Origin of the sequence: Novosphingobium sp., from assembly GCF_037133355.1 — a bacterium.
Taxonomy (GTDB): Bacteria; Pseudomonadota; Alphaproteobacteria; order Sphingomonadales; family Sphingomonadaceae; genus Novosphingobium.
Window position 1 is genome coordinate 199,099 of record NZ_JBAXOI010000005.1, and the last position, 16,481, is coordinate 215,579.

General features: G+C 67.3%; 21 protein-coding genes. 5 read left to right on the plus strand and 16 right to left on the minus strand.

Annotated elements, in window-relative coordinates; all coding sequences use genetic code 11:
- Window positions 1-7 precede the first annotated feature (7 nt).
- A complete protein-coding gene (locus WCL10_RS07550; RefSeq protein ID WP_336895026.1) occupies window positions 8-913 on the minus strand; it encodes an alpha/beta hydrolase in 906 nt (301 codons plus the stop codon).
- Between the two features lie 79 nt (window positions 914-992).
- Between WCL10_RS07550 and WCL10_RS07555 the strand changes: the two genes are divergently transcribed.
- Complete coding sequence (locus WCL10_RS07555; RefSeq protein ID WP_336895027.1) at window positions 993-2,381, plus strand: YdiU family protein; 1,389 nt, start codon at window positions 993-995, stop codon at window positions 2,379-2,381.
- Window positions 2,382-2,501: 120 nt separating this feature from the next.
- Window positions 2,502-3,917, plus strand: a complete 1,416-nt coding sequence (locus WCL10_RS07560; protein WP_336895028.1) for a succinylglutamate-semialdehyde dehydrogenase — start codon at window positions 2,502-2,504, stop codon at window positions 3,915-3,917.
- Here the strand turns inward: WCL10_RS07560 and WCL10_RS07565 are convergent.
- Window positions 3,914-4,264, minus strand: coding sequence for a hypothetical protein (locus WCL10_RS07565; protein WP_336895029.1), 351 nt, complete (start codon window positions 4,262-4,264; stop codon window positions 3,914-3,916). The genes WCL10_RS07560 and WCL10_RS07565 overlap by 4 nt on opposite strands.
- Between WCL10_RS07565 and rarD the strand changes: the two genes are divergently transcribed.
- Complete coding sequence (rarD, locus tag WCL10_RS07570; protein WP_336895030.1) at window positions 4,263-5,171, plus strand: EamA family transporter RarD; 909 nt, start codon at window positions 4,263-4,265, stop codon at window positions 5,169-5,171. The two genes, WCL10_RS07565 and rarD, sit on opposite strands and share 2 nt — an antisense overlap.
- On the opposite strand, the gene pyrC is transcribed toward rarD, so the two are convergent.
- The gene (pyrC, locus tag WCL10_RS07575) at window positions 5,148-6,191 is read right to left on the minus strand and encodes a dihydroorotase (protein WP_336895031.1); all 1,044 of its coding nucleotides are present in this window, start codon (window positions 6,189-6,191) and stop codon (window positions 5,148-5,150) included. The genes rarD and pyrC overlap by 24 nt on opposite strands.
- Before the next feature lie 39 nt (window positions 6,192-6,230).
- Here pyrC and WCL10_RS07580 point away from each other — a divergent pair, with 39 nt between their 5' ends.
- Window positions 6,231-6,959 (plus strand): folate-binding protein, encoded by a 729-nt coding sequence (locus WCL10_RS07580; RefSeq protein WP_336895032.1) that lies wholly within the window; start codon window positions 6,231-6,233, stop codon window positions 6,957-6,959.
- Here the strand turns inward: WCL10_RS07580 and WCL10_RS07585 are convergent.
- The 4 genes from WCL10_RS07585 to rplU form a co-directional block, all read right to left on the minus strand.
- On the minus strand, window positions 6,943-7,530 hold the full coding sequence (locus tag WCL10_RS07585) for a TetR family transcriptional regulator (RefSeq protein ID WP_336895033.1): 588 nt from the start codon (window positions 7,528-7,530) through the stop codon (window positions 6,943-6,945). The genes WCL10_RS07580 and WCL10_RS07585 overlap by 17 nt on opposite strands.
- Window positions 7,531-7,631: 101 nt before the next feature.
- Window positions 7,632-8,216: a GNAT family N-acetyltransferase gene (locus tag WCL10_RS07590; RefSeq protein ID WP_336895034.1), complete on the minus strand. Its 585-nt coding sequence runs from the start codon at window positions 8,214-8,216 to the stop codon at window positions 7,632-7,634.
- A 220-nt stretch (window positions 8,217-8,436) separates the two neighbouring features.
- On the minus strand, window positions 8,437-8,706 hold the full coding sequence (gene rpmA, locus WCL10_RS07595) for a 50S ribosomal protein L27 (protein WP_336895035.1): 270 nt from the start codon (window positions 8,704-8,706) through the stop codon (window positions 8,437-8,439).
- Between the two features lie 35 nt (window positions 8,707-8,741).
- Window positions 8,742-9,038 (minus strand): 50S ribosomal protein L21, encoded by a 297-nt coding sequence (gene rplU / locus WCL10_RS07600; protein WP_336895036.1) that lies wholly within the window; start codon window positions 9,036-9,038, stop codon window positions 8,742-8,744.
- Between the two features lie 210 nt (window positions 9,039-9,248).
- On the opposite strand from rplU, the gene WCL10_RS07605 reads away from it, so the two are divergent.
- Window positions 9,249-9,788, plus strand: coding sequence for a hypothetical protein (locus WCL10_RS07605; RefSeq protein ID WP_336895037.1), 540 nt, complete (start codon window positions 9,249-9,251; stop codon window positions 9,786-9,788).
- A 200-nt stretch (window positions 9,789-9,988) separates the two neighbouring features.
- Here WCL10_RS07605 and WCL10_RS07610 read toward each other — a convergent pair whose 3' ends face one another.
- From WCL10_RS07610 to WCL10_RS07650, 9 genes are all read right to left on the minus strand, one after another.
- A complete protein-coding gene (locus WCL10_RS07610; RefSeq protein WP_336895038.1) occupies window positions 9,989-10,438 on the minus strand; it encodes a molybdenum cofactor biosynthesis protein MoaE in 450 nt (149 codons plus the stop codon).
- A gap of 1 nt (window position 10,439) precedes the next feature.
- A complete protein-coding gene (locus WCL10_RS07615) occupies window positions 10,440-10,679 on the minus strand; it encodes a MoaD/ThiS family protein (RefSeq protein ID WP_336895039.1) in 240 nt (79 codons plus the stop codon).
- A gap of 1 nt (window position 10,680) precedes the next feature.
- Window positions 10,681-11,691 carry a GTP 3',8-cyclase MoaA gene (gene moaA, locus WCL10_RS07620; RefSeq protein WP_336895040.1) on the minus strand — a complete coding sequence of 337 codons (1,011 nt, stop codon included), beginning with the start codon at window positions 11,689-11,691 and terminating at the stop codon, window positions 10,681-10,683.
- A complete protein-coding gene (locus WCL10_RS07625) occupies window positions 11,688-12,452 on the minus strand; it encodes an SDR family oxidoreductase (protein ID WP_336895041.1) in 765 nt (254 codons plus the stop codon). The genes moaA and WCL10_RS07625 overlap by 4 nt, the downstream gene beginning before the upstream one ends.
- 2 nt (window positions 12,453-12,454) lie before the next feature.
- Window positions 12,455-12,829, minus strand: a complete 375-nt coding sequence (locus WCL10_RS07630) for a dihydroneopterin aldolase (protein WP_336895042.1) — start codon at window positions 12,827-12,829, stop codon at window positions 12,455-12,457.
- Window positions 12,830-12,889: 60 nt separating this feature from the next.
- Window positions 12,890-13,765: a class I SAM-dependent methyltransferase gene (locus WCL10_RS07635; RefSeq protein ID WP_336895080.1), complete on the minus strand. Its 876-nt coding sequence runs from the start codon at window positions 13,763-13,765 to the stop codon at window positions 12,890-12,892.
- Window positions 13,766-13,796: 31 nt separating this feature from the next.
- On the minus strand, window positions 13,797-15,215 hold the full coding sequence (gene thrC, locus WCL10_RS07640; protein WP_336895043.1) for a threonine synthase: 1,419 nt from the start codon (window positions 15,213-15,215) through the stop codon (window positions 13,797-13,799).
- A 318-nt stretch (window positions 15,216-15,533) separates the two neighbouring features.
- Entirely contained in the window at window positions 15,534-16,100 is a 567-nt protein-coding gene (locus tag WCL10_RS07645) for an SURF1 family protein (RefSeq protein WP_336895044.1), read from the minus strand.
- Window positions 16,097-16,471 (minus strand): DUF983 domain-containing protein, encoded by a 375-nt coding sequence (locus WCL10_RS07650; RefSeq protein WP_336895045.1) that lies wholly within the window; start codon window positions 16,469-16,471, stop codon window positions 16,097-16,099. The genes WCL10_RS07645 and WCL10_RS07650 overlap by 4 nt, the downstream gene beginning before the upstream one ends.
- Between the last annotated feature and the right edge of the window lie 10 nt (window positions 16,472-16,481).

Sequence of the window (16,481 nt, forward strand, 5' to 3'; positions counted from 1 at the left end):
CGCAGGCTCACGCCGCCCGGGCGAGCAGCCGGTCGATCGCCGCGATCGCCTCGGGCTCGTCGAGCGTGGGAGCGTGACCCACCCCGGGGATGGTGACCAGCTCGGTCGCAGCGCCGCGCACTTTCATGCGCGCAGCCACTTCGGCGGACAAAATGTCCGAATGCGCGCCGCGCAGCACCAGCAGCGGCCGGCGCGCGATGGCTTCGTACATGCCCCACATAACCGCAGGCTCAGGGGCCGGGCCATCCGAAGCGCCGAACGCTTCGGCAATGTTCATATCGTAGTCGAACACGATGCGCCCGCTGCTGCCGATCACCATGCAGCGCTTGGCGAGGCGGAGCCAGTCGGGCAGTTCATAGCCGGGATAGATGTCGCGGTTCGCCTCCTGCAGCGCCCGCGCGGCGTGAACCCAGGTCTCGTAACTGCGGCCCTGCCCGACATATTCGCGAATCCGCTTGAGCCCTGCCGCATCGATCTCGGGCCCCACGTCGTTAATGACCGCGGCGGCGATGCGCGCGGGGTCCCTGGCCGCCAGCATCATCGTCATCAGGCCGCCGAGCGAGGTGCCGATGGCGATGAACCGCGTGATCCCCTCTGCCTGCAACAGCGCCTCGACATCCTCGACATAATGAGCCGGCGTGTAGGTCATCGGATCGCGGGCATAATCGCTGTCACCGCGCCCGCGCATGTCGGGGCAAAGCACGCGCCAGGTTCCGGCCAGACTGGCGGCGAGTGCCTCGAAATCGCGGGCATTGCGCGTGAGGCCGGGCAAGCAGAGAATCGGCGGTTGACCCTCGGGTCCCGCATAATCGCGCAAATGCAGGCTCAGCCCATCGCGGCTGGTCCAGCCGCGATCCTCCCAGCCCCGCTCGACCGCGGCGCGTTCCCGGCCCGATGCCAACCCGTCTGCCATACTCTGTTCCAGCCGCGCTGAGCTCACAAACAAAAGGGCCGCGCTTGCACGCCGCCCGCTTCGGCCCCACTATCGCGCGATGCAGCCTGCCCCGCAAGACGCGATCTATCGTCCCGCCCCCCGCATTCTCGATCTTGCCTCCTGGATCGGCGATCCGGTCGGACCGGCTGACTTTCCCGAGACCAAGCTGCGCTTCCGCAACCAGCCGGCGGCAGCCGAAGTGGGCTTGGCCGGGCTGAGCGATGCGGAGTGGATCAGGCACTTCGGCCGCTTTGAATCGCTGCCCGAAAACCTGCCTCACCCGCTGGCGCTGCGCTATCACGGCCACCAGTTCCAAGTCTACAACCCCGATCTGGGCGACGGACGCGGCTTCCTTTTCGCGCAGTTGCTTGATGGGACGGGTCGGCTGATGGACCTTGGCACCAAGGGCTCCGGCCAGACGCCGTGGAGCCGGCAGGGCGACGGGCGCCTGACACTCAAAGGCGCGATGCGTGAGGTGCTCGCCACTGAGATGCTCGGCGCGCTGGGCGTGAATACCAGCCGAACGTTCTCGGTGATCGAGACCGGTGAGGCCCTGTGGCGCGGCGACGAGCCCTCGCCTACCCGCTCGGCGGTCATGGTGCGCCTCAGCCACGGGCACATTCGAATCGGCACCTTCCAGCGACTCGCTGCGCTGGGCGAGGCGGACAACATGGCGGCGCTGGTGGGCTATTGCCTGGCGAACTTTCCCGGCAATGATGGGCCGGAAGGCGCGAGCCCCGCCGCGCGGCTGTTGAACCAGGTGGTGGAGCGCATGGCCGATATGGCGGCGAGCTATGTCGTCGCCGGCTTCGTACATGGCGTGCTCAACACCGACAACATGAACGTGACCGGCGAGAGCTTCGACTACGGCCCGTGGCGCTGGTTGCCGCGCTGGGACCCGGCCTTCACCGCCGCTTACTTCGACAGCAGCGGGCTCTATGCCTTCGGCCGGCAGGCCCAGGCGATCCACTGGAACTGCGGCCAGCTCGCCGTCGCGCTGCGCACGCTGGAAGAAGCGCCGCCGCTGATCGCGGCGCTCAACCGCTTCGAGGAGCATTACCGCGCGGCGGTCACGCGGCGCTGGTGCTGGAGGTTGGGCATCCAATCGCTGGGAGCTGAGGAGGACACCGCGCTGATCGGCCTGTCCGAGGAAGCCATGACCGCCAGCGGCGAGGGACCGGACGCCTTCTTTTTCCATCATCGTGGCGGGCGCGCAAATGCAGCGGACGCGCTCGGCGAGGCACTGGCAGCCCGCGGACCTGTGGCGGACACCCACGCCTATTGGCACGATGCGGCGCCGCAATCGCTGTTGATCGAGGAAGTCGAGGCAATCTGGGCGCCGATCGCTGACGGCGATGACTGGTCGCAGTTCGAAGCCAAGGTCGCCGCACTGCGCCGCATGGGCGAAGCGCACGGCGAGCCCCCGCAAGCCGCCGGTCACGCCTGAAAGCACGAGTGCGGCACTCCTCTGGTTTCTTGTTTGGTTACCACTCGCGTGCCATAGGCCGCTCACTGAAGCGGCAAGGCGCCGTACAAGGAACCCGATAGAGGAAGGCCCCTTACGCCCGTGTCCAGCGGCGAAATCGTCTCTTACGAGCCAGCGACCGGATCGGAGCTGTGGCGCGGCAGGATCGGCGACGCCGAGGACATCGTCGCGCGCGCCCGCCGCGCCTGGCCGCTCTGGGCCGCCCAGCCGCTGTCCACCCGCATCGAACTGCTGCGCCGCTTCGCCAACGAAGTGCGCAAGGAGGCCGACAAGCTCGCCACCATGATCGCGCGCGAGACCGGCAAGCCGATGTGGGAAGCGCGCGGAGAAGTCGACGGCGTGGTCGACAAGGTCGAGGTCTCAGTGCGCGCCTATGCGGAACGCACGGCGCAGCGCAAGCTCGACAGCGCGCTCAACGGTACGGCGGCGGTGCGGCACAAGCCGCACGGTGTGCTGGCCGTGATCAGCCCCTACAACATGCCCGCCCTGTTGCCCGCCGGGCACATCGTGCCTGCGCTGATCGCGGGCAATGTCGTGGTGTTCAAGCCTTCCGAAAAGGCGCCGGCATCGGGTGATCTCCTCGTGCGCTGCTTCCACCGCGCCGGGATTTCGGCGGCCGTCGTGCAGGTCCTGTTCGGCGGAGCGGAGCAGGGCCAGCAGCTGGCCGTGCATGACGGGATCGACGGCGTGCTGTTCACCGGATCGGCCCACGCCGGGGTTTCGATCAACCGCAAGCTCGCCGCCAATCCGGGCAAGCTCGTCGCGCTCGAATTGGGCGGCAACAACCCGATCGTGGTGTGGGACACACCCAAGATCTCCGATGCGGCGGCGATCGTGGTGCAATCGGCCTTCACCAGTGCGGGTCAGCGCTGCTCGGCGGCGCGGCGGCTGATCGTGAAGTCCACGCTCTATGACGCGGTGATCACCGAAGTGCGCCGCCTCACCGAGCGCCTGATTGTCGGCGCTCCCTTCGATACGCCCTCGCCGTTCATGGGCCCGGTGATCGACAATGCCGCCGCCGACGGCCTTACAGAAAGCTTCGTCTACCTGCTTTCGAACGGTGGCCGCGCGATCAAGCACATGGCCCGCCTGCGCGATGACCTGCCGTTCGTCAGCCCAGCGATCATCGACGTGACCCGAATCGAGGACCGCCCGGATGTCGAGCTGTTCGGCCCGCTGCTTCAAGTCGTCTCGGTCGGCGATTTCGACGAGGCGATTGCCGAGGCCAACAACACCCGCTTCGGCCTCACCGCCGCGCTGATCGGCGGGTCGCCGCAGGAGTACAACCGCTTCTGGGCCAATGTCCGCGCCGGGATTGTCAACTGGAACCGCCCGACCATCGGCGAGGCGGCAGCCGCGCCGTTCGGCGGCACGGGCCTATCCGGAAACAACCGGCCCGGCGCCTACTACGCCGCCGATTCGTGTGCCTATCCGGTCTCCTCGGCGGAGATGGAGCAACCCCGCGCCACCATCGGCGTGGGCCTGCGCGACACCTAGCTTTTCGGATCGGGCAAAGGCAGCGCGGGATCGGCAGGGCCTGCGGGCACTACCGCGAGATTGCGCATGTTCGCCTGGCTGAGATCGGGATCGACCATGAGCTGCCCCTCGATCGCGGCGCTCATAACCGGATCGTGCACCGGCCCTTCCTCCGCCCCGCGCGTGCGCGGCGTCTCGGCCGAACAGGCGGCCAGCGCAGCGCCAAGCAGCGCGGAGAAGGCGAAGCGAAGGATCATCATCGTCCCCCATGCACCGCTTGGGGTTAATCCCGCGTCACCGGCGCCGGTATCGCCCATGCCATTTTGATGCTTGGTCGCGCCCGCAAGGCCTGCCATGGGGAGCGGCATGTCTTCTGCCGCCTCCCGCCACAACGGTGCCATTGCGGCCATTGCGACGTATGCCTTCTGGGGCGTGATGCCGATCTACTTCAAGCTGCTGGGCGGCGTCCCCGCCCCCGAACTGCTCGGCTGGCGGATCATCTGGAGCATGCCGATCTGCCTCGCGATCATCGCGCTGCAGCGTCAGGGCGCCTCGCTCGCCGCCACGCTGTGGGACCGCGGCGTGCTGCTGCGCCTGACGACCAGCGCTTTCCTCACCTGCACCAACTCGCTGATATTCTTCGTCGCCGTCGTCACCGGCCATGTCCTTGCGACCAGCCTCGGCTACTACATCATGCCGCTCGTCAATGTCTTGATCGGCACGGTTTTCCTGAAGGAGCGGCTGAGCCGCATCCAGTGGAGCGCGGTCGTCATCGCCGCCACCGGCATTGGCCTGCTCGCGTTTGGCGAGCTTGACATGCTGTTCGTCGCCGTGGCGCTCGGCGTGACTTATGCGCTCTACGGCTTCGTGCGCAAGGTCACCCCAACCGGCGCGCTGGAGGCCGTCACGATCGAGACGGGCGTGAGCCTTGCCCCCGCGCTGGCCGTGGTCGGCTGGTATGCCGCATCGGCCAGCGGCTCGAGCCTGGCCACAAGCTGGCAGATGGCGGCGCTCCTGATGATCGGCGGCCTGTTCACCGCGATCCCGCTGCTGCTATTCGGCCATGCGGCGCGGCGGCTGACGCTCTCGGCGATGGGCTTTGCCCAGTTCATCACGCCGAGCATCGGTTTCCTGCTCGGCCACTTCCTCTATGGCGAACCGCTCGATGCCGCGCGCACCGCCTGCTTCCTGCTGATCTGGACCGCGCTCGCCCTGTTCACCTGGGACATGGTCCGCCAGACGCGGCTCAATTCACATACGAAGACGCCAGTCTAACGTCTCCCCGGCGTGGAAGGGCACCACCATGGTCTCGCCCACGTCGATTTCGTCCGGCACGGTCACCGGCGCCCGCTCGAGCGTGACGGTGCCCTCGTTCAGCGGAAGGCGGTAGAAGCGCGGCCCGTGCTCGCTGGCAAAGCCCTCGAACTTGTCCAGCGCGCCTTCTTGCTCGAACACCTTGATGTAGCTCTCCAGCGCAAACGGCGCGTTGAATATCCCCGCGCAGCCGCAAGCCGCTTCCTTGAGGTGCCTGGCATGCGGTGCGCTGTCGGTCCCTAGGAAGAACTGCGCGCTGCCCGAAGTCGCCGCCTTCCTGAGCGCCAGCCGGTGATGCTCGCGCTTGGCCACGGGCAGGCAATAAGCATGCGGACGGATGCCGCCGACCAGCATGGCATTGCGGTTGATATGGAGGTGCTGCGGGGTGATCGTGGCCGCGAGGTTCGCGCCCGCACTTTCCACGAACTGCACCGCCTCGCTGGTCGTCACGTGCTCGAACACGACGCGCAAGGCCGGCAGTGCTTTCACCAGCGGGATCAGCGTGCGCTCGATGAACACCGCCTCGCGGTCGAAAATGTCGACGTGGTTGTCTGTCACCTCGCCATGGATAAGAAGCGGCATGCCGATCTTCTCCATCCGCGCCAGCACCGGAATGATGTTGGCAATGTCCGTCACCCCATGCGCGGAGCCGGTGGTGGCGTGGGCCGGGTAAAGCTTGGCCGCCACGAAGACGCCCGCTGCATGCCCCCGCTCGACTTCATCCGGATCGGTATGATCGGTAAGGTACAGTGTCATCAGCGGCGTGAATTCGCTGCCTTCGGGCAGCGCCGCCATGATCCTGTCCCTATAGGCCGAAACCCCCGCCACGTCGGTCATCGGCGGCGAAAGATTGGGCATGACGATGGCGCGGGCAAACTGGCGCGCGGTGTGCGGGGCAACGCCCGCAAGCAACGCGCCGTCGCGCAAATGGACGTGCCAGTCATCGGGGCGGCGGATGGTGATCGTGTCGAGCGTGGTCATGGCCTTCCCCTTACGCGGGAAGCTGCCTATCTGTCACCCATGAGCCAACCCCGTCTTGCCGATCGCGCCCTGGTCCGCCTCTCCGCGCTGGATGACAGCGAAGATGTCGCCGCCTTCCTGCAAGGCCTCGTCACCAATGACGTCAAAGGCCCCCTCCCCGTCTGGGCCGGGCTGCTGAGCCCGCAAGGCAAAGCCTTGTTCGACTTCATTGTCTGGCCTGACGGCGCGGACCTCCTGCTCGATTGCGAGGCTGCCGCTGCACCCGCGCTCGTCAAGCGTCTCTCGCTCTATCGCCTGCGCCGCCGCATGGCCATCGCGCCGGACCCTGCGCTCGGCGTCTACTGGCAGACCGAGGGCGAGCCGACCGACCCGCGCCTCCCCGCGCTCGGCCACCGCTGGATCGCGCCCGTCAGCGCCGACGACGAGCCCGCCGATGCCGCGTGGCTGGCGCACCGCCTTGCACAAGGGGTGCCCGAGGGGCTTGCAGAATTCGGCAGCGAGCAGACGCTCTGGCTGGAAACCAATGCGGTGGAGCTCGGCGGCGTCAGCTTTACCAAGGGCTGCTACGTCGGCCAGGAAAACACCGCGCGGATGAACTGGCGGCAGAAGGTGAACCGGCGTTTGCTGATCGTGCCGCTCGATCAGTCCGATCCCGCCCGCCAGCGCATCGCCTATCCGGAGCTGGGGCTGGCCATCGATCACCGCCGCGTGGAAGACATCCCCGCCGAGCTTGCGCCGGCGTGGCTGGACCTCAGCCCGCCCGCATGAGCTTGGCGTTTTCGGTCGCGGTAATGAGCATCTGCGCCGCGTAGTCCCGCGCCGCCGTGCGCGGCAGTTCGAGCGCCTGGCTCAGCGGCCCGCCCATCTGCGCATCGCCCAGTGCCATGAGTACCAGCGTCAGCGTCGTGCCGCGCATTGCGTCTGATCCGAACTCGTTGAGCTCGATCACCAGATCGTGGATCACATCGACAATCGGATCGAGCGCGTCCTCGTTGCCGGTCAGGAGCATCCACGAAGCGAGCGCGCCCGCGCCTTCGCGGTCGAACGCATCGAAAGTCAGCTCGACGACATCGCGCGGGGAGCCGATGCCGGAGCGGCTGGCAATCACCGCCTCGCGGATTACCACGCAGATCGTCTCGGCCAGATAGCGTGCGAGCTCCTTCTGCAACCCCGAGGCGGAGCCGAAGTGATGCAGGAGATTGGCATGTGTGCGCCCGATCCGCCCCGCGACCGCTTTCAGTGTCACGGCCTGCGGCCCCGTCTCGATCAGGAGGGCGCGCGCGGCTTCAAGGGCGGCGATACGGCTTTCTTCGGGACTAAGGCGCTTTCGAACTGACATTTTCAGGCGGTTTTCCCCTTTGCGGCGCGCACTTCCCCCCGCGCGCCGGAATGGAAACGCCTAGAACCGCAGCGCGCCGGGAGCAAGAGGGGCGCGCACGATCACGCCGCGCGGCGCATCGGCTCGCCTTCGCTCCCGCCGGCGCCGCCATCGCCGCCGTCGCCGCCGGTGGCGGTCCCCAACCGGATTTCATAGACCACGCTTGTCACCACGGCGCCCCGTCCCGCGCTGCGGCGTGGTCGATGCTCGCCGGTGGGGGTGAAGCCGAGCTTCCTCAGCACCCGGCCCGAGGCGGGATTGTCAAGGAAATGGCTCGCCTCGATCCGGTCTTGGCCAAGACTGCGCGCGACCGACAGCACCGCGCGCGCCGCCTCGGTGGCAAAGCCGCGGCCCCAATGGCTGCGCGCGATCCAGTAGCCGAGCTCGACCGCACCCTGCTCGCCGGGCGCAATCCCGGCGCAGCCGATGATCCGAGCGCCTTCCGCGCCGGGCAGCGTGATCAGAAAGTCGGGATGGTGGGCATCCTGCGGCCGGTTCACGAACCAGTGCGCATCCTCAGCCTTGTAGGGCCAGGGCGCGCGCGCCAGATTGCGCACCACGTCAGCATCGTCGATCGCGACGTGCAGTTCGGCCCAGTCTTCGGGCCAGGCAGGGCGCAGGAACAGTCTTTCGCTGCGAATGAACATGCCTTGTCTCCTCATCCGCCCCTCGGTCCCTTTGGCGCCTAACCAAAGGTAATGACAGGCATATTGCGATGTGCTGGATCACCTGCGCGATTTGCGGGCGGTCCTGGATTTGAGGGAGACAAAGAAAAAGGGAGACGGGCTGGCCCCTCTCCCTCGTCAAGCCGGCTGGTGAGTGCCGGCGGGGGCCATCCATCCTGGATGGCCCGTCATGACCATCCGGTTATTCTGCGGCCTCGGCCACCATATCGACCGATACGTACTTGCGGCCAAGCTTGCCCGAGTGGAAACGCACGCGGCCTTCGGCGAGCGCGAACAGGGTGTGGTCCTTGCCCATGCCGACATTGGCGCCCGGGTAGACCCTCGTGCCGCGCTGGCGGATGATGATGTTGCCGCCGATCACAAGCTGATCGCCGAACTTCTTGACGCCGAGGCGGCGGCCAGCCGAATCGCGACCGTTGCGCGAAGAGCCGCCTGCTTTCTTATGTGCCATCTGAGCTTACTCCGGAATCTTGTCAGGTGCCGCGATCAAGCGACGCTGAGGATGCGCAGCAGGGTCATCTGCTGACGGTGGCCGTTGCGGCGGCGATAGTTGTGCCGACGGCGCTTCTTGAAGACGATGACCTTTTCGGACTTCGCCTGAGCGATGATCTCGGCCGAAACGGTAACGCCCTTGGCATCCGCGATCGCGCCTTCGCTCCCCGCGAGGAGGACGTCGGTCAGCGTGATCGTGTCACCGGCTTCACCCGCCAGCTTCTCGACAGCGATCTTGTCTCCGGCGGCAACCCGATACTGCTTGCCGCCCGTGCGCACGATTGCGAACATGGTTCCTGCTATCCGTTTCAAGTGTCTGGTTGCCGCATCACCCGCGAATCGCGGACAACAAGCAACATGGCCGAATCTCCGCTGGATTGCGAAGGCCCGGAAAGAGCGGCGCGAGTAATCGAATGACAGCCCCGTGTCAACGCCGCCGCGCGAGGGAATCGCGCCCGCGCCCCGCTTCCCGACTTGCGCAAAAGACTCTATGGCCCGGACATGCCTGTCCCGTCCATCCGTCTTGCCGCGCCCGTCCTCGCCCTGCTCGCGCTCAGCGCTTGTACAGCGGACCGCACGCGCTTCCCCTCGCTGGCGATGCGCCCGGCCGAGCGCGCCTATGGCATAGGGCAGCCAGCCACGCCCGCACCGGGCCTGCCGCTCACCGCGCAGGTGCTTGCGGGCGCCGATCTGTCCACCCGCGTCGCTACGCTGCGCGATGCGGCCCGCACCGCCCACGCACGCTTCCTTGATCAGCAGGGTGCCGCCACGCGCCTGATCGAGGCCGCGAAAGGCGCCGCGCCCGGCACCGATGCCTGGAGCAGCGCCGCAATCGCGCTCGCCGGACTCACCTCGGCCCGGGGGCAAGGCATGGTCGCACTCGCCGATCTCGACCGCCTGCTGATCGCCGCCACCGAAAAGGCCGCGATCGGTCCGGATGCCGATCTGCAGACGGTCAGCCCCGCGCATCACGAGGTCGCCGCCCTGCTTGCCGAGGAAGACCGCGTGATCGCTGCGCTGAACGCGGCGATGAGCGACTAGCGCACCTTGCATCGCCGACGCGCCGCCACGAGCAGAACACCGGCCAGCAGGACAAACCCAGCGGGCAGTTCCCGCATCAGTCCAGCAAACACGCGTTGGTCTTTCCCGCAATCAAATCAAATGCGAGGCGGTAGGAAGGCGCGCATTAACCGCTATAGCCAAGGTTCCGCCGCCCCGGATTCGGCACAGAATTCAGTGCCCTACCAGCGCGCCAGATCGCGGTGGTCGTCCGGACGCGGTTCGATCCAGCGCCAGCCTTTCGCGGTTTTCTCGCGCTTCCAGAACCAGCTCTGGCTTTTGAGGTGATCCATGGCGAAGTCGGCGGCGGCAAAGGCATCGCGGCGGTGGCGTGCGGCAGCGGCGACAAGCACGATGGGATCGCCCGGATGCATCACTCCGTAGCGATGGATGATCAGCAGGCCATCAAGCGGCCAGCGCGCCGTGGTCGCAGCGGCAAGTGCCTCCATGCCCGGCAGGGTCATCGCCGCATAGTGCTTCAGCTCCAGCGCCTCGACCGCAAGGGGCCCCTCTTCCCGCCGCACCTGGCCGAGGAAGCTGACCAGCCCCCCCGCTTCGGGGTGTGCGGCGGTGAAGGCGGCGAGTTCTTCCGAGGCCGAGAAGGCTTCGCCAAGCAGGCGGACCTCGGCCACTTCAGCCCCCGCTCACCGGCGGCAGGAACGCAAGCTCGTCGCCATCCGCCAGTACGACCGCACCCGCATCCCCCAGCAGCGCGCCGTTAAGCGCCATGCGCACCCGCTCGCCCAGCAGTTCGACCGCGAGCGCCGGATCAAGCGCGGCCAGCACCTGCTCGAGCGGCCCGGGCGAAACGGCGAGCTCGCCCGTACCGGCGATGTCCTCGAGCCGGCCCAGAAACACCAGTCTTGCGGCCATCTCAGCCGCCCGTCATCGACATGTGGCGCGCCAGGGCAGGCGCGGCGCCGGGCTTGTCGATCACGAAGCCATGGCGTTCCGGCTTTTCGCCCATTGCGCGGGCAAAGGCCTCGGTCACGGCCGCTTCCGGGTTCTCCGAACGCAGCGCGGCACGCAAGTCCACCTTGCCCTCGCCGCCGAGGCACATGAACAGCTGCCCCGTCGCGGTCACGCGCACGCGGTTGCAACCCTCGCAGAAATTGCCCGTGAGCGGGGTGATGAAGCCCAGCCGCCCGCCCGTCTCGGCAATGTCGACATAGCGCGCAGGCCCGCCGGTGCGCGCCTCGCTGGCCGTCAGCGTCCAGCGCGCCTCAAGATCGCGGCGGACGGCATCAAGCGGCAGGTAATGATCGAACCGGTCGCCCTCGACCTCGCCCAGCGGCATGACCTCGATCAGCGTGACCGAATGGCCCTCGCCATGCGCCCAGCCGATCAGATCGGGCAGCTCATGCTCATTGATGCCCTTCAGCGCCACGGCATTGAGCTTGATCCTGATCCCCGCCGCCTTGGCCGCCGCAATGCCCTCGAGCACCTGCGGCAGGCTGTCGCGCCGGGTCAGCTCGGCAAACTTTGCCCGGTCCAGCGTATCGAGCGAAACATTGATCCGCTTCACCCCCGCCGCCGCCAGATCGTCGGCAAATTCCGCCAGCCGCGTGCCGTTGGTGGTGAGCGTCAGTTCGTCCAGACTACCATCATCGATCTTCCGCCCCAGCGCGCGCACCAGCTGCATCATGTCGCGCCGCACCAGCGGTTCGCCGCCCGTCAGCCGGATCTTGCGCACTCCGCGCGCGATAAAGGCGAGCGCAACCTCATGCAGCTCTTCCAGCGTCAGCACTTCGGCGCGCGGCAGGAAAGTCATGCGCTCGGGCATGCAATAGGAACAGCGCAAGTCGCACCGGTCCGTCAGCGAGAGCCGCAGATAGGTGATGCGGCGCGCGAAGCGGTCCATTAACGGTGCGACGGGTGTGCTCATGTCGCGAGGTATACGAAGTCTCGCGCATAAGATTCAAGGTGCGCGCCCCCATCAACAAAAATAGTCTGCCCCGTCACCGCCCGCGCTCCGGCAAGGAACAGCACGGCCTCGGCGATTTCCGCCGGATCGGCGAGCCGCTCCAGCGGCATCATTGCGGTCAGCCGCGCCCATTGCGCCTCGCTGTAGTCCGGCGTCGGCAAGGTCAGCCCCGGCGCAACCGCATTGACGCGCACCCGCGGCGCAAGGCTGCGCGCCAAAGTGCGCACTGCCGCATGGAGCGCCTGTTTGGACAGAGTGTAGCTCAGCTGATCCGGGACGGGATTGAGCACGCGCTGGTCAAGGATATGGACAACCGCCGCCTCGCCCTGCGCCAGATCGGCCAGCGCCCGCGTCAGCAGCACCGGCGCGGCAAGGTTCACCGCCAGATGCTCGTCAAGCATCCCGGCGGTAACAGTGGCGATCGTATCCTCGCGGAACATGGCCGCGCAGTTCACAAGCAGCGTCGGCGCGCGGCCGGCAAGCGCCATGGCCCCGCCCGGCAATCGCGTCACCGCATCGGCATCGGCAAGGTCCGCCGCAAGCGGAAAAATGGCGGCACCCAAGGCTTCCAGCTCGGCCGCAAACGCCGGATCGAACGTGCTTTCGCTGTGGGCATGCAGCGCCAGATCCCAGCCCGCTCCGGCAAGCGCGCGGGCAATCGCTGCGCCGATGCGCCGCCACCCGCCGGTCACCAGAGCAAGCGGCCGGGCAGCGTCCGTCATGGTCAATCGCGCCTGTGGCGGGTGAGCGTCATGCCGATCTCCTCGCCGCGCTCGCTGATCGCAAGCTTGACGATCTTGACCGTGACGCGCGTCACCCGCTTGTCCTGCAGGAACAGCGTCTCGCAGATGTGGTCCGCGACTGACTCGATCAGCTGAAAATGTACGCCCTGCGGCAGGCCCTCGGTCGCGGCGAACTTCAGGTCCATGTAGTTCTTGCTCGCGCTTAGCGGGCAATCGGGCGTGTAGCGCTCTTGCGGGCCGAGCGCCGCTGTGATCGAGATGCGCAGCGGCTGCGGACGGCCGGTCTCCTCCGAGTAGATCCCGGTGAGGACATCGCTTTCGATGTTGGCGACTTCGAGGATAAGGCTGTCGTTCACGGGCCGCGCCTCTGGCACCCTGCCGCCCCCTTGTCCAGTGCAGCGGTCCCCCAGATTTTCTTATGCCCCGGGATTGGACCAACGCGCGAAGATCGCCGTCGGCAAGATGCGTCCGCCTCCAAGGCCTTCAAGGCCCTCTTCGTGGATCGCCAGATCGCCGTGCTCGATCGTTCCCGGAAGGTCCTTCAGCACCTCGGCCAGGAGCCCCCCGATGGCAAGCGAGGACATGCGCACGGCATAGACCGTCAGGAACAGGAACCGGCTCCCGCCGTCCAGCAGCCGTGCGCAATCGGCGATCAGCGCGGGCAGGTTCTCCTCCAGCCGCCAGACCTCGCCTTCGGGCCCGCGCCCGAACTTGGGCGGATCGAGGATGATCCCGTCATAGCGCTTGCCCCGCCGCACTTCGCGCGCGGCAAACTTGGCGGCATCGTCGACGATCCAGCGCACCGGCCGGTCTTCCAGCCCCGCCACTGCCGCATTGGCCCGCGCCTGCGCCACTGCCTTCTTCGAAGCGTCCACGTGAGTCACCGGTCCGAAACGCGAGAGCGCCATGGTGCCGACGCCGGTATAGCCGAAGAGGTTGAGCGTGGAGGCGTCTTGCCGGCCATCCAGTTGCTCCCCCATCCAGTCCCACACCGGGGCCATATCGGGAAAGAAGCCCAGATGCCGGAAGGGGGTGCACTGCGCGGTGAACGCGATCCCGCGCCAATCGAGCGGCCAGCCTTCGCGCGGCACCGGCTTCGCATAAGTCCAGCGCCCACCGCCGTCCTCGTCGGAGCCCGGCACGAACTCGCCGTCCGCATCCCAAACAGCAGAGCGCGGCGCCCACATCGCCTGAGGCTCCGGGCGAATGAAGCGGTGCGGGCCATAGCGCTCGAGCTTGCGCCCGTCGCCGCTGTCGATCAGGCCGAACTGGTCCCAGCCCGCCCCGACCATGAGCTTGGCCTGTAGATCGAGCGCAGCCACCTCAGCCGGCGCCCAGAGCGTTCCTGGGCGTCGCGCGCTCGGAGATCCATGCGGCGACGGTGTCATAGTCGCCGGGCAGCCGCGTATAGGCTTCCTCGCGCTCGAACAGGTCACCCATGCGCGCGGGCAGTGCCGGCCGCACACCGGTCGCCCGCTCGACCGCGTCGGGGAACTTGGCAGGATGGGCGGTTGCCAGCGTTACCACCGGCACATCGGCAGTAAGCCCGGCCGCGGCGCGCGCGGCATGCAGACCGATTGCGGTGTGCGGATCGAGCACCTCGCCGCAGGCCTCGTGCGCCCAGCGCATTGCCTTGGCCATCTCCGCCGCATCGGCACGCGTGCTGGTGAAGAGCGCGGCGGCGCTTTCGCGCTGTGCATTGGTCAGCTGCAGCGCCTTCGCGGTCTCGAACTGCTTCATCTGCGCCGCCATCGCCGCGCCGTCGCGCCCGCCGGCATCATAGAGCAGCCGCTCGAAATTCGACGAGACCTGGATATCCATCGAAGGCGCGGCGGTCGGCGTCACCGTCCCCGCCGAATAGTCCCCGCTGGAAAGCGCACGGTGGAGAATATCGTTGATATTGGTCGCCACGATCAGCCGCTCGATCGGCAGCCCCATCTGCGCTGCGACGTAGCCTGCAAACACATCGCCGAAATTGCCCGTCGGCACGCTGAACGCGGCCTTGCGCTGCGGCGCGCCCAGCTGAAGCGCGGCGGCGAAGTAGTAGACCACTTGCGCCATCAGCCGCGCCCAGTTGATCGAATTGACCGCCGCGATGCCGAAGCGGCTGGTCATCGCGCCGTCGTTGAACATGCGCTTCACCATCGCCTGCGCATCATCGAAGCTGCCGTCGATGGCGATGTTGTGGACGTTGGGCGCGAGCACCGTGGTCATCTGCCGCCGCTGCACATCGGAAACGCGGCCATGCGGGTGGATCATGAAGATATCGACCTTGGCGCGCCCTGCCACCGCATCGATCGCCGCCGAGCCTGTATCGCCCGAAGTCGCGCCAACGATGGTCAGGTGGTCGTCACGCCGTGAAAGGAACTCCTCGAACAGCAAGCCCAGCAGCTGCAGCGCCACGTCCTTGAACGCCAGCGTGGGCCCATGGAACAGCTCGAGCAGCCATTGCCGCTCATCCAGCTGCACCAGCGGCGTGACGGCAGCATGGGCAAACCGGCCATAGGCCTCGCGGGTCAGCTCCAGCAGCCGCTCGGGCGAGATGCAGTCGCCCACGAAAGGATGCATGACCTTGGCCGCCAGCTCAGCATATGGCAGGCCGGCCATCGCGGCGATCTCGTCTTGCGTAAACGTCGGCCAGCGCTCGGGCACATAGAGCCCGCCATCGGACGCGAGGCCGGCGAGGGTCACGCCCTCGAAATCGAGCGAGGGCGCCTGGCCCCGGGTGCTGACGTACTTCATGGGCCTGCCGGTTAGCGGGCGGGCGCGCGGGGCGCAAGGATTTGGGGGTGGCGGAGAGGGCGATACGGATTTGGCATCGGCGGCGGCGCCTTGCCCGGTTGTCCCTCCCACCTCACCCCTTCGTCTTCCCGGTCCCTTCCCGCCCCACCCTTCGTCATCCCGCCCCCCATACCCTTCGTCATCCCCGCGAAGGCGGGGATCCAGTGCGAGGTAGCGCTGTGGCCGCCCTGGATCCCCGCCTTCGCGGGGATGACGAGGGGTTGGAGGAGCACCGTTCGTGTCGAGCGAAGTCGAGACACCAAGCGCGGCGCTTGGGGTTCAGCCCTCGCGCATCCGCTTCCTGAGCGCCAGCGCATAGATCACCAGAGCCACCCCGGCGAAGAGGAACCACTGCACCGCATAAGCGAGGTGGTTGTTGGGAATGTCACGCGGATCGGGCCGGGCATTCGCCTCCAGTCCGCCCACCGGCGGATCCGCCACAAGGCGCGGACCCGGCGCAATCCAGCCTGTCACCATGCCGCCCGTCCACGGCCGCGAAGCCGGATCGCGCGACCAGCCGAGTACCACCTGCCGCTCGCCGCCTTCGACGTCCGCACAAGTGGCGACATGGGCGAGGCCTGCCTCCCCCTTGGCGTTGCGTCCGGAAACAGTGGTCGGTACGCGGGCCGCGCGGCAATCGAGCCGACTGCGATGATAGAGCGCGCGCTCAGTGGCAGCAGACGATTCCGGCCAGCGCACTTCGCTGCCAGAAACCTGCGCCGCCTCATACCGCGCCAGCATCGCCTCCTTCTCGCTCAGCCGTTCGAGCTGCCAGAACCCGAGGCGGATCATTACGCCCACCGCAATCAGGACGATCAGCGTCGGCACGATCGGAATGCGCTTCACGCAACAACTCCCGAAGCGCGCAGCCGCGCCATGAGCAAGGCCGCCTTCATGAGTCGCAGCGCGCCGATGATGACACCGGGCACCACCACCAGGATGATCGCCAGCAGCAACCACAGGGGCGGACGCAAGAGATCGTCCAGCTTCAACGCCCCTGCGATCAGCAGGAATGTCAGCGGCAGAAGCACGAAATAGAGCCCACGCCCCCTCGGTTCATAATCCGCAAAGGCCAGCCCGCAGCCCCTGCACGCGGGCGCAAAGGCCGCCGGCGCATCCCACAGCGTCCGCGCCGCGCAGCGCGGGCACAAACCGAAAAGGGCAGCGCGGATAAGCCCGCCCTGCCCTTTCTGGTTGGTTTCGGTGGTATTGCTCACCGGAGCCCGA

Excerpts from the sequence above, each read along its gene's own strand:
- WCL10_RS07550 (WP_336895026.1), bottom strand. The coding sequence starts at position 913 with ATGGCAGACGGGTTGGCATCGGGCCGGGAACGCGCCGCGGTCGAGCGG.
- WCL10_RS07605 (WP_336895037.1), top strand. The coding sequence starts at position 9,249 with ATGCCTGTCCCGTCCATCCGTCTTGCCGCGCCCGTCCTCGCCCTGCTC.
- rarD (WP_336895030.1), top strand. The coding sequence starts at position 4,263 with ATGTCTTCTGCCGCCTCCCGCCACAACGGTGCCATTGCGGCCATTGCG.
- WCL10_RS07585 (WP_336895033.1), bottom strand. The coding sequence starts at position 7,530 with ATGTCAGTTCGAAAGCGCCTTAGTCCCGAAGAAAGCCGTATCGCCGCC.
- pyrC (WP_336895031.1), bottom strand. The coding sequence starts at position 6,191 with ATGACCACGCTCGACACGATCACCATCCGCCGCCCCGATGACTGGCAC.
- WCL10_RS07580 (WP_336895032.1), top strand. The coding sequence starts at position 6,231 with ATGAGCCAACCCCGTCTTGCCGATCGCGCCCTGGTCCGCCTCTCCGCG.
- WCL10_RS07635 (WP_336895080.1), bottom strand. The coding sequence starts at position 13,765 with ATGGTCGGGGCGGGCTGGGACCAGTTCGGCCTGATCGACAGCGGCGAC.
- WCL10_RS07555 (WP_336895027.1), top strand. The coding sequence starts at position 993 with ATGCAGCCTGCCCCGCAAGACGCGATCTATCGTCCCGCCCCCCGCATT.
- thrC (WP_336895043.1), bottom strand. The coding sequence starts at position 15,215 with ATGAAGTACGTCAGCACCCGGGGCCAGGCGCCCTCGCTCGATTTCGAG.
- rpmA (WP_336895035.1), bottom strand. The coding sequence starts at position 8,706 with ATGGCACATAAGAAAGCAGGCGGCTCTTCGCGCAACGGTCGCGATTCG.
- rplU (WP_336895036.1), bottom strand. The coding sequence starts at position 9,038 with ATGTTCGCAATCGTGCGCACGGGCGGCAAGCAGTATCGGGTTGCCGCC.
- WCL10_RS07565 (WP_336895029.1), bottom strand. The coding sequence starts at position 4,264 with ATGCCGCTCCCCATGGCAGGCCTTGCGGGCGCGACCAAGCATCAAAAT.
- WCL10_RS07590 (WP_336895034.1), bottom strand. The coding sequence starts at position 8,216 with ATGTTCATTCGCAGCGAAAGACTGTTCCTGCGCCCTGCCTGGCCCGAA.
- WCL10_RS07625 (WP_336895041.1), bottom strand. The coding sequence starts at position 12,452 with ATGACGGACGCTGCCCGGCCGCTTGCTCTGGTGACCGGCGGGTGGCGG.
- moaA (WP_336895040.1), bottom strand. The coding sequence starts at position 11,691 with ATGAGCACACCCGTCGCACCGTTAATGGACCGCTTCGCGCGCCGCATC.
- WCL10_RS07615 (WP_336895039.1), bottom strand. The coding sequence starts at position 10,679 with ATGGCCGCAAGACTGGTGTTTCTGGGCCGGCTCGAGGACATCGCCGGT.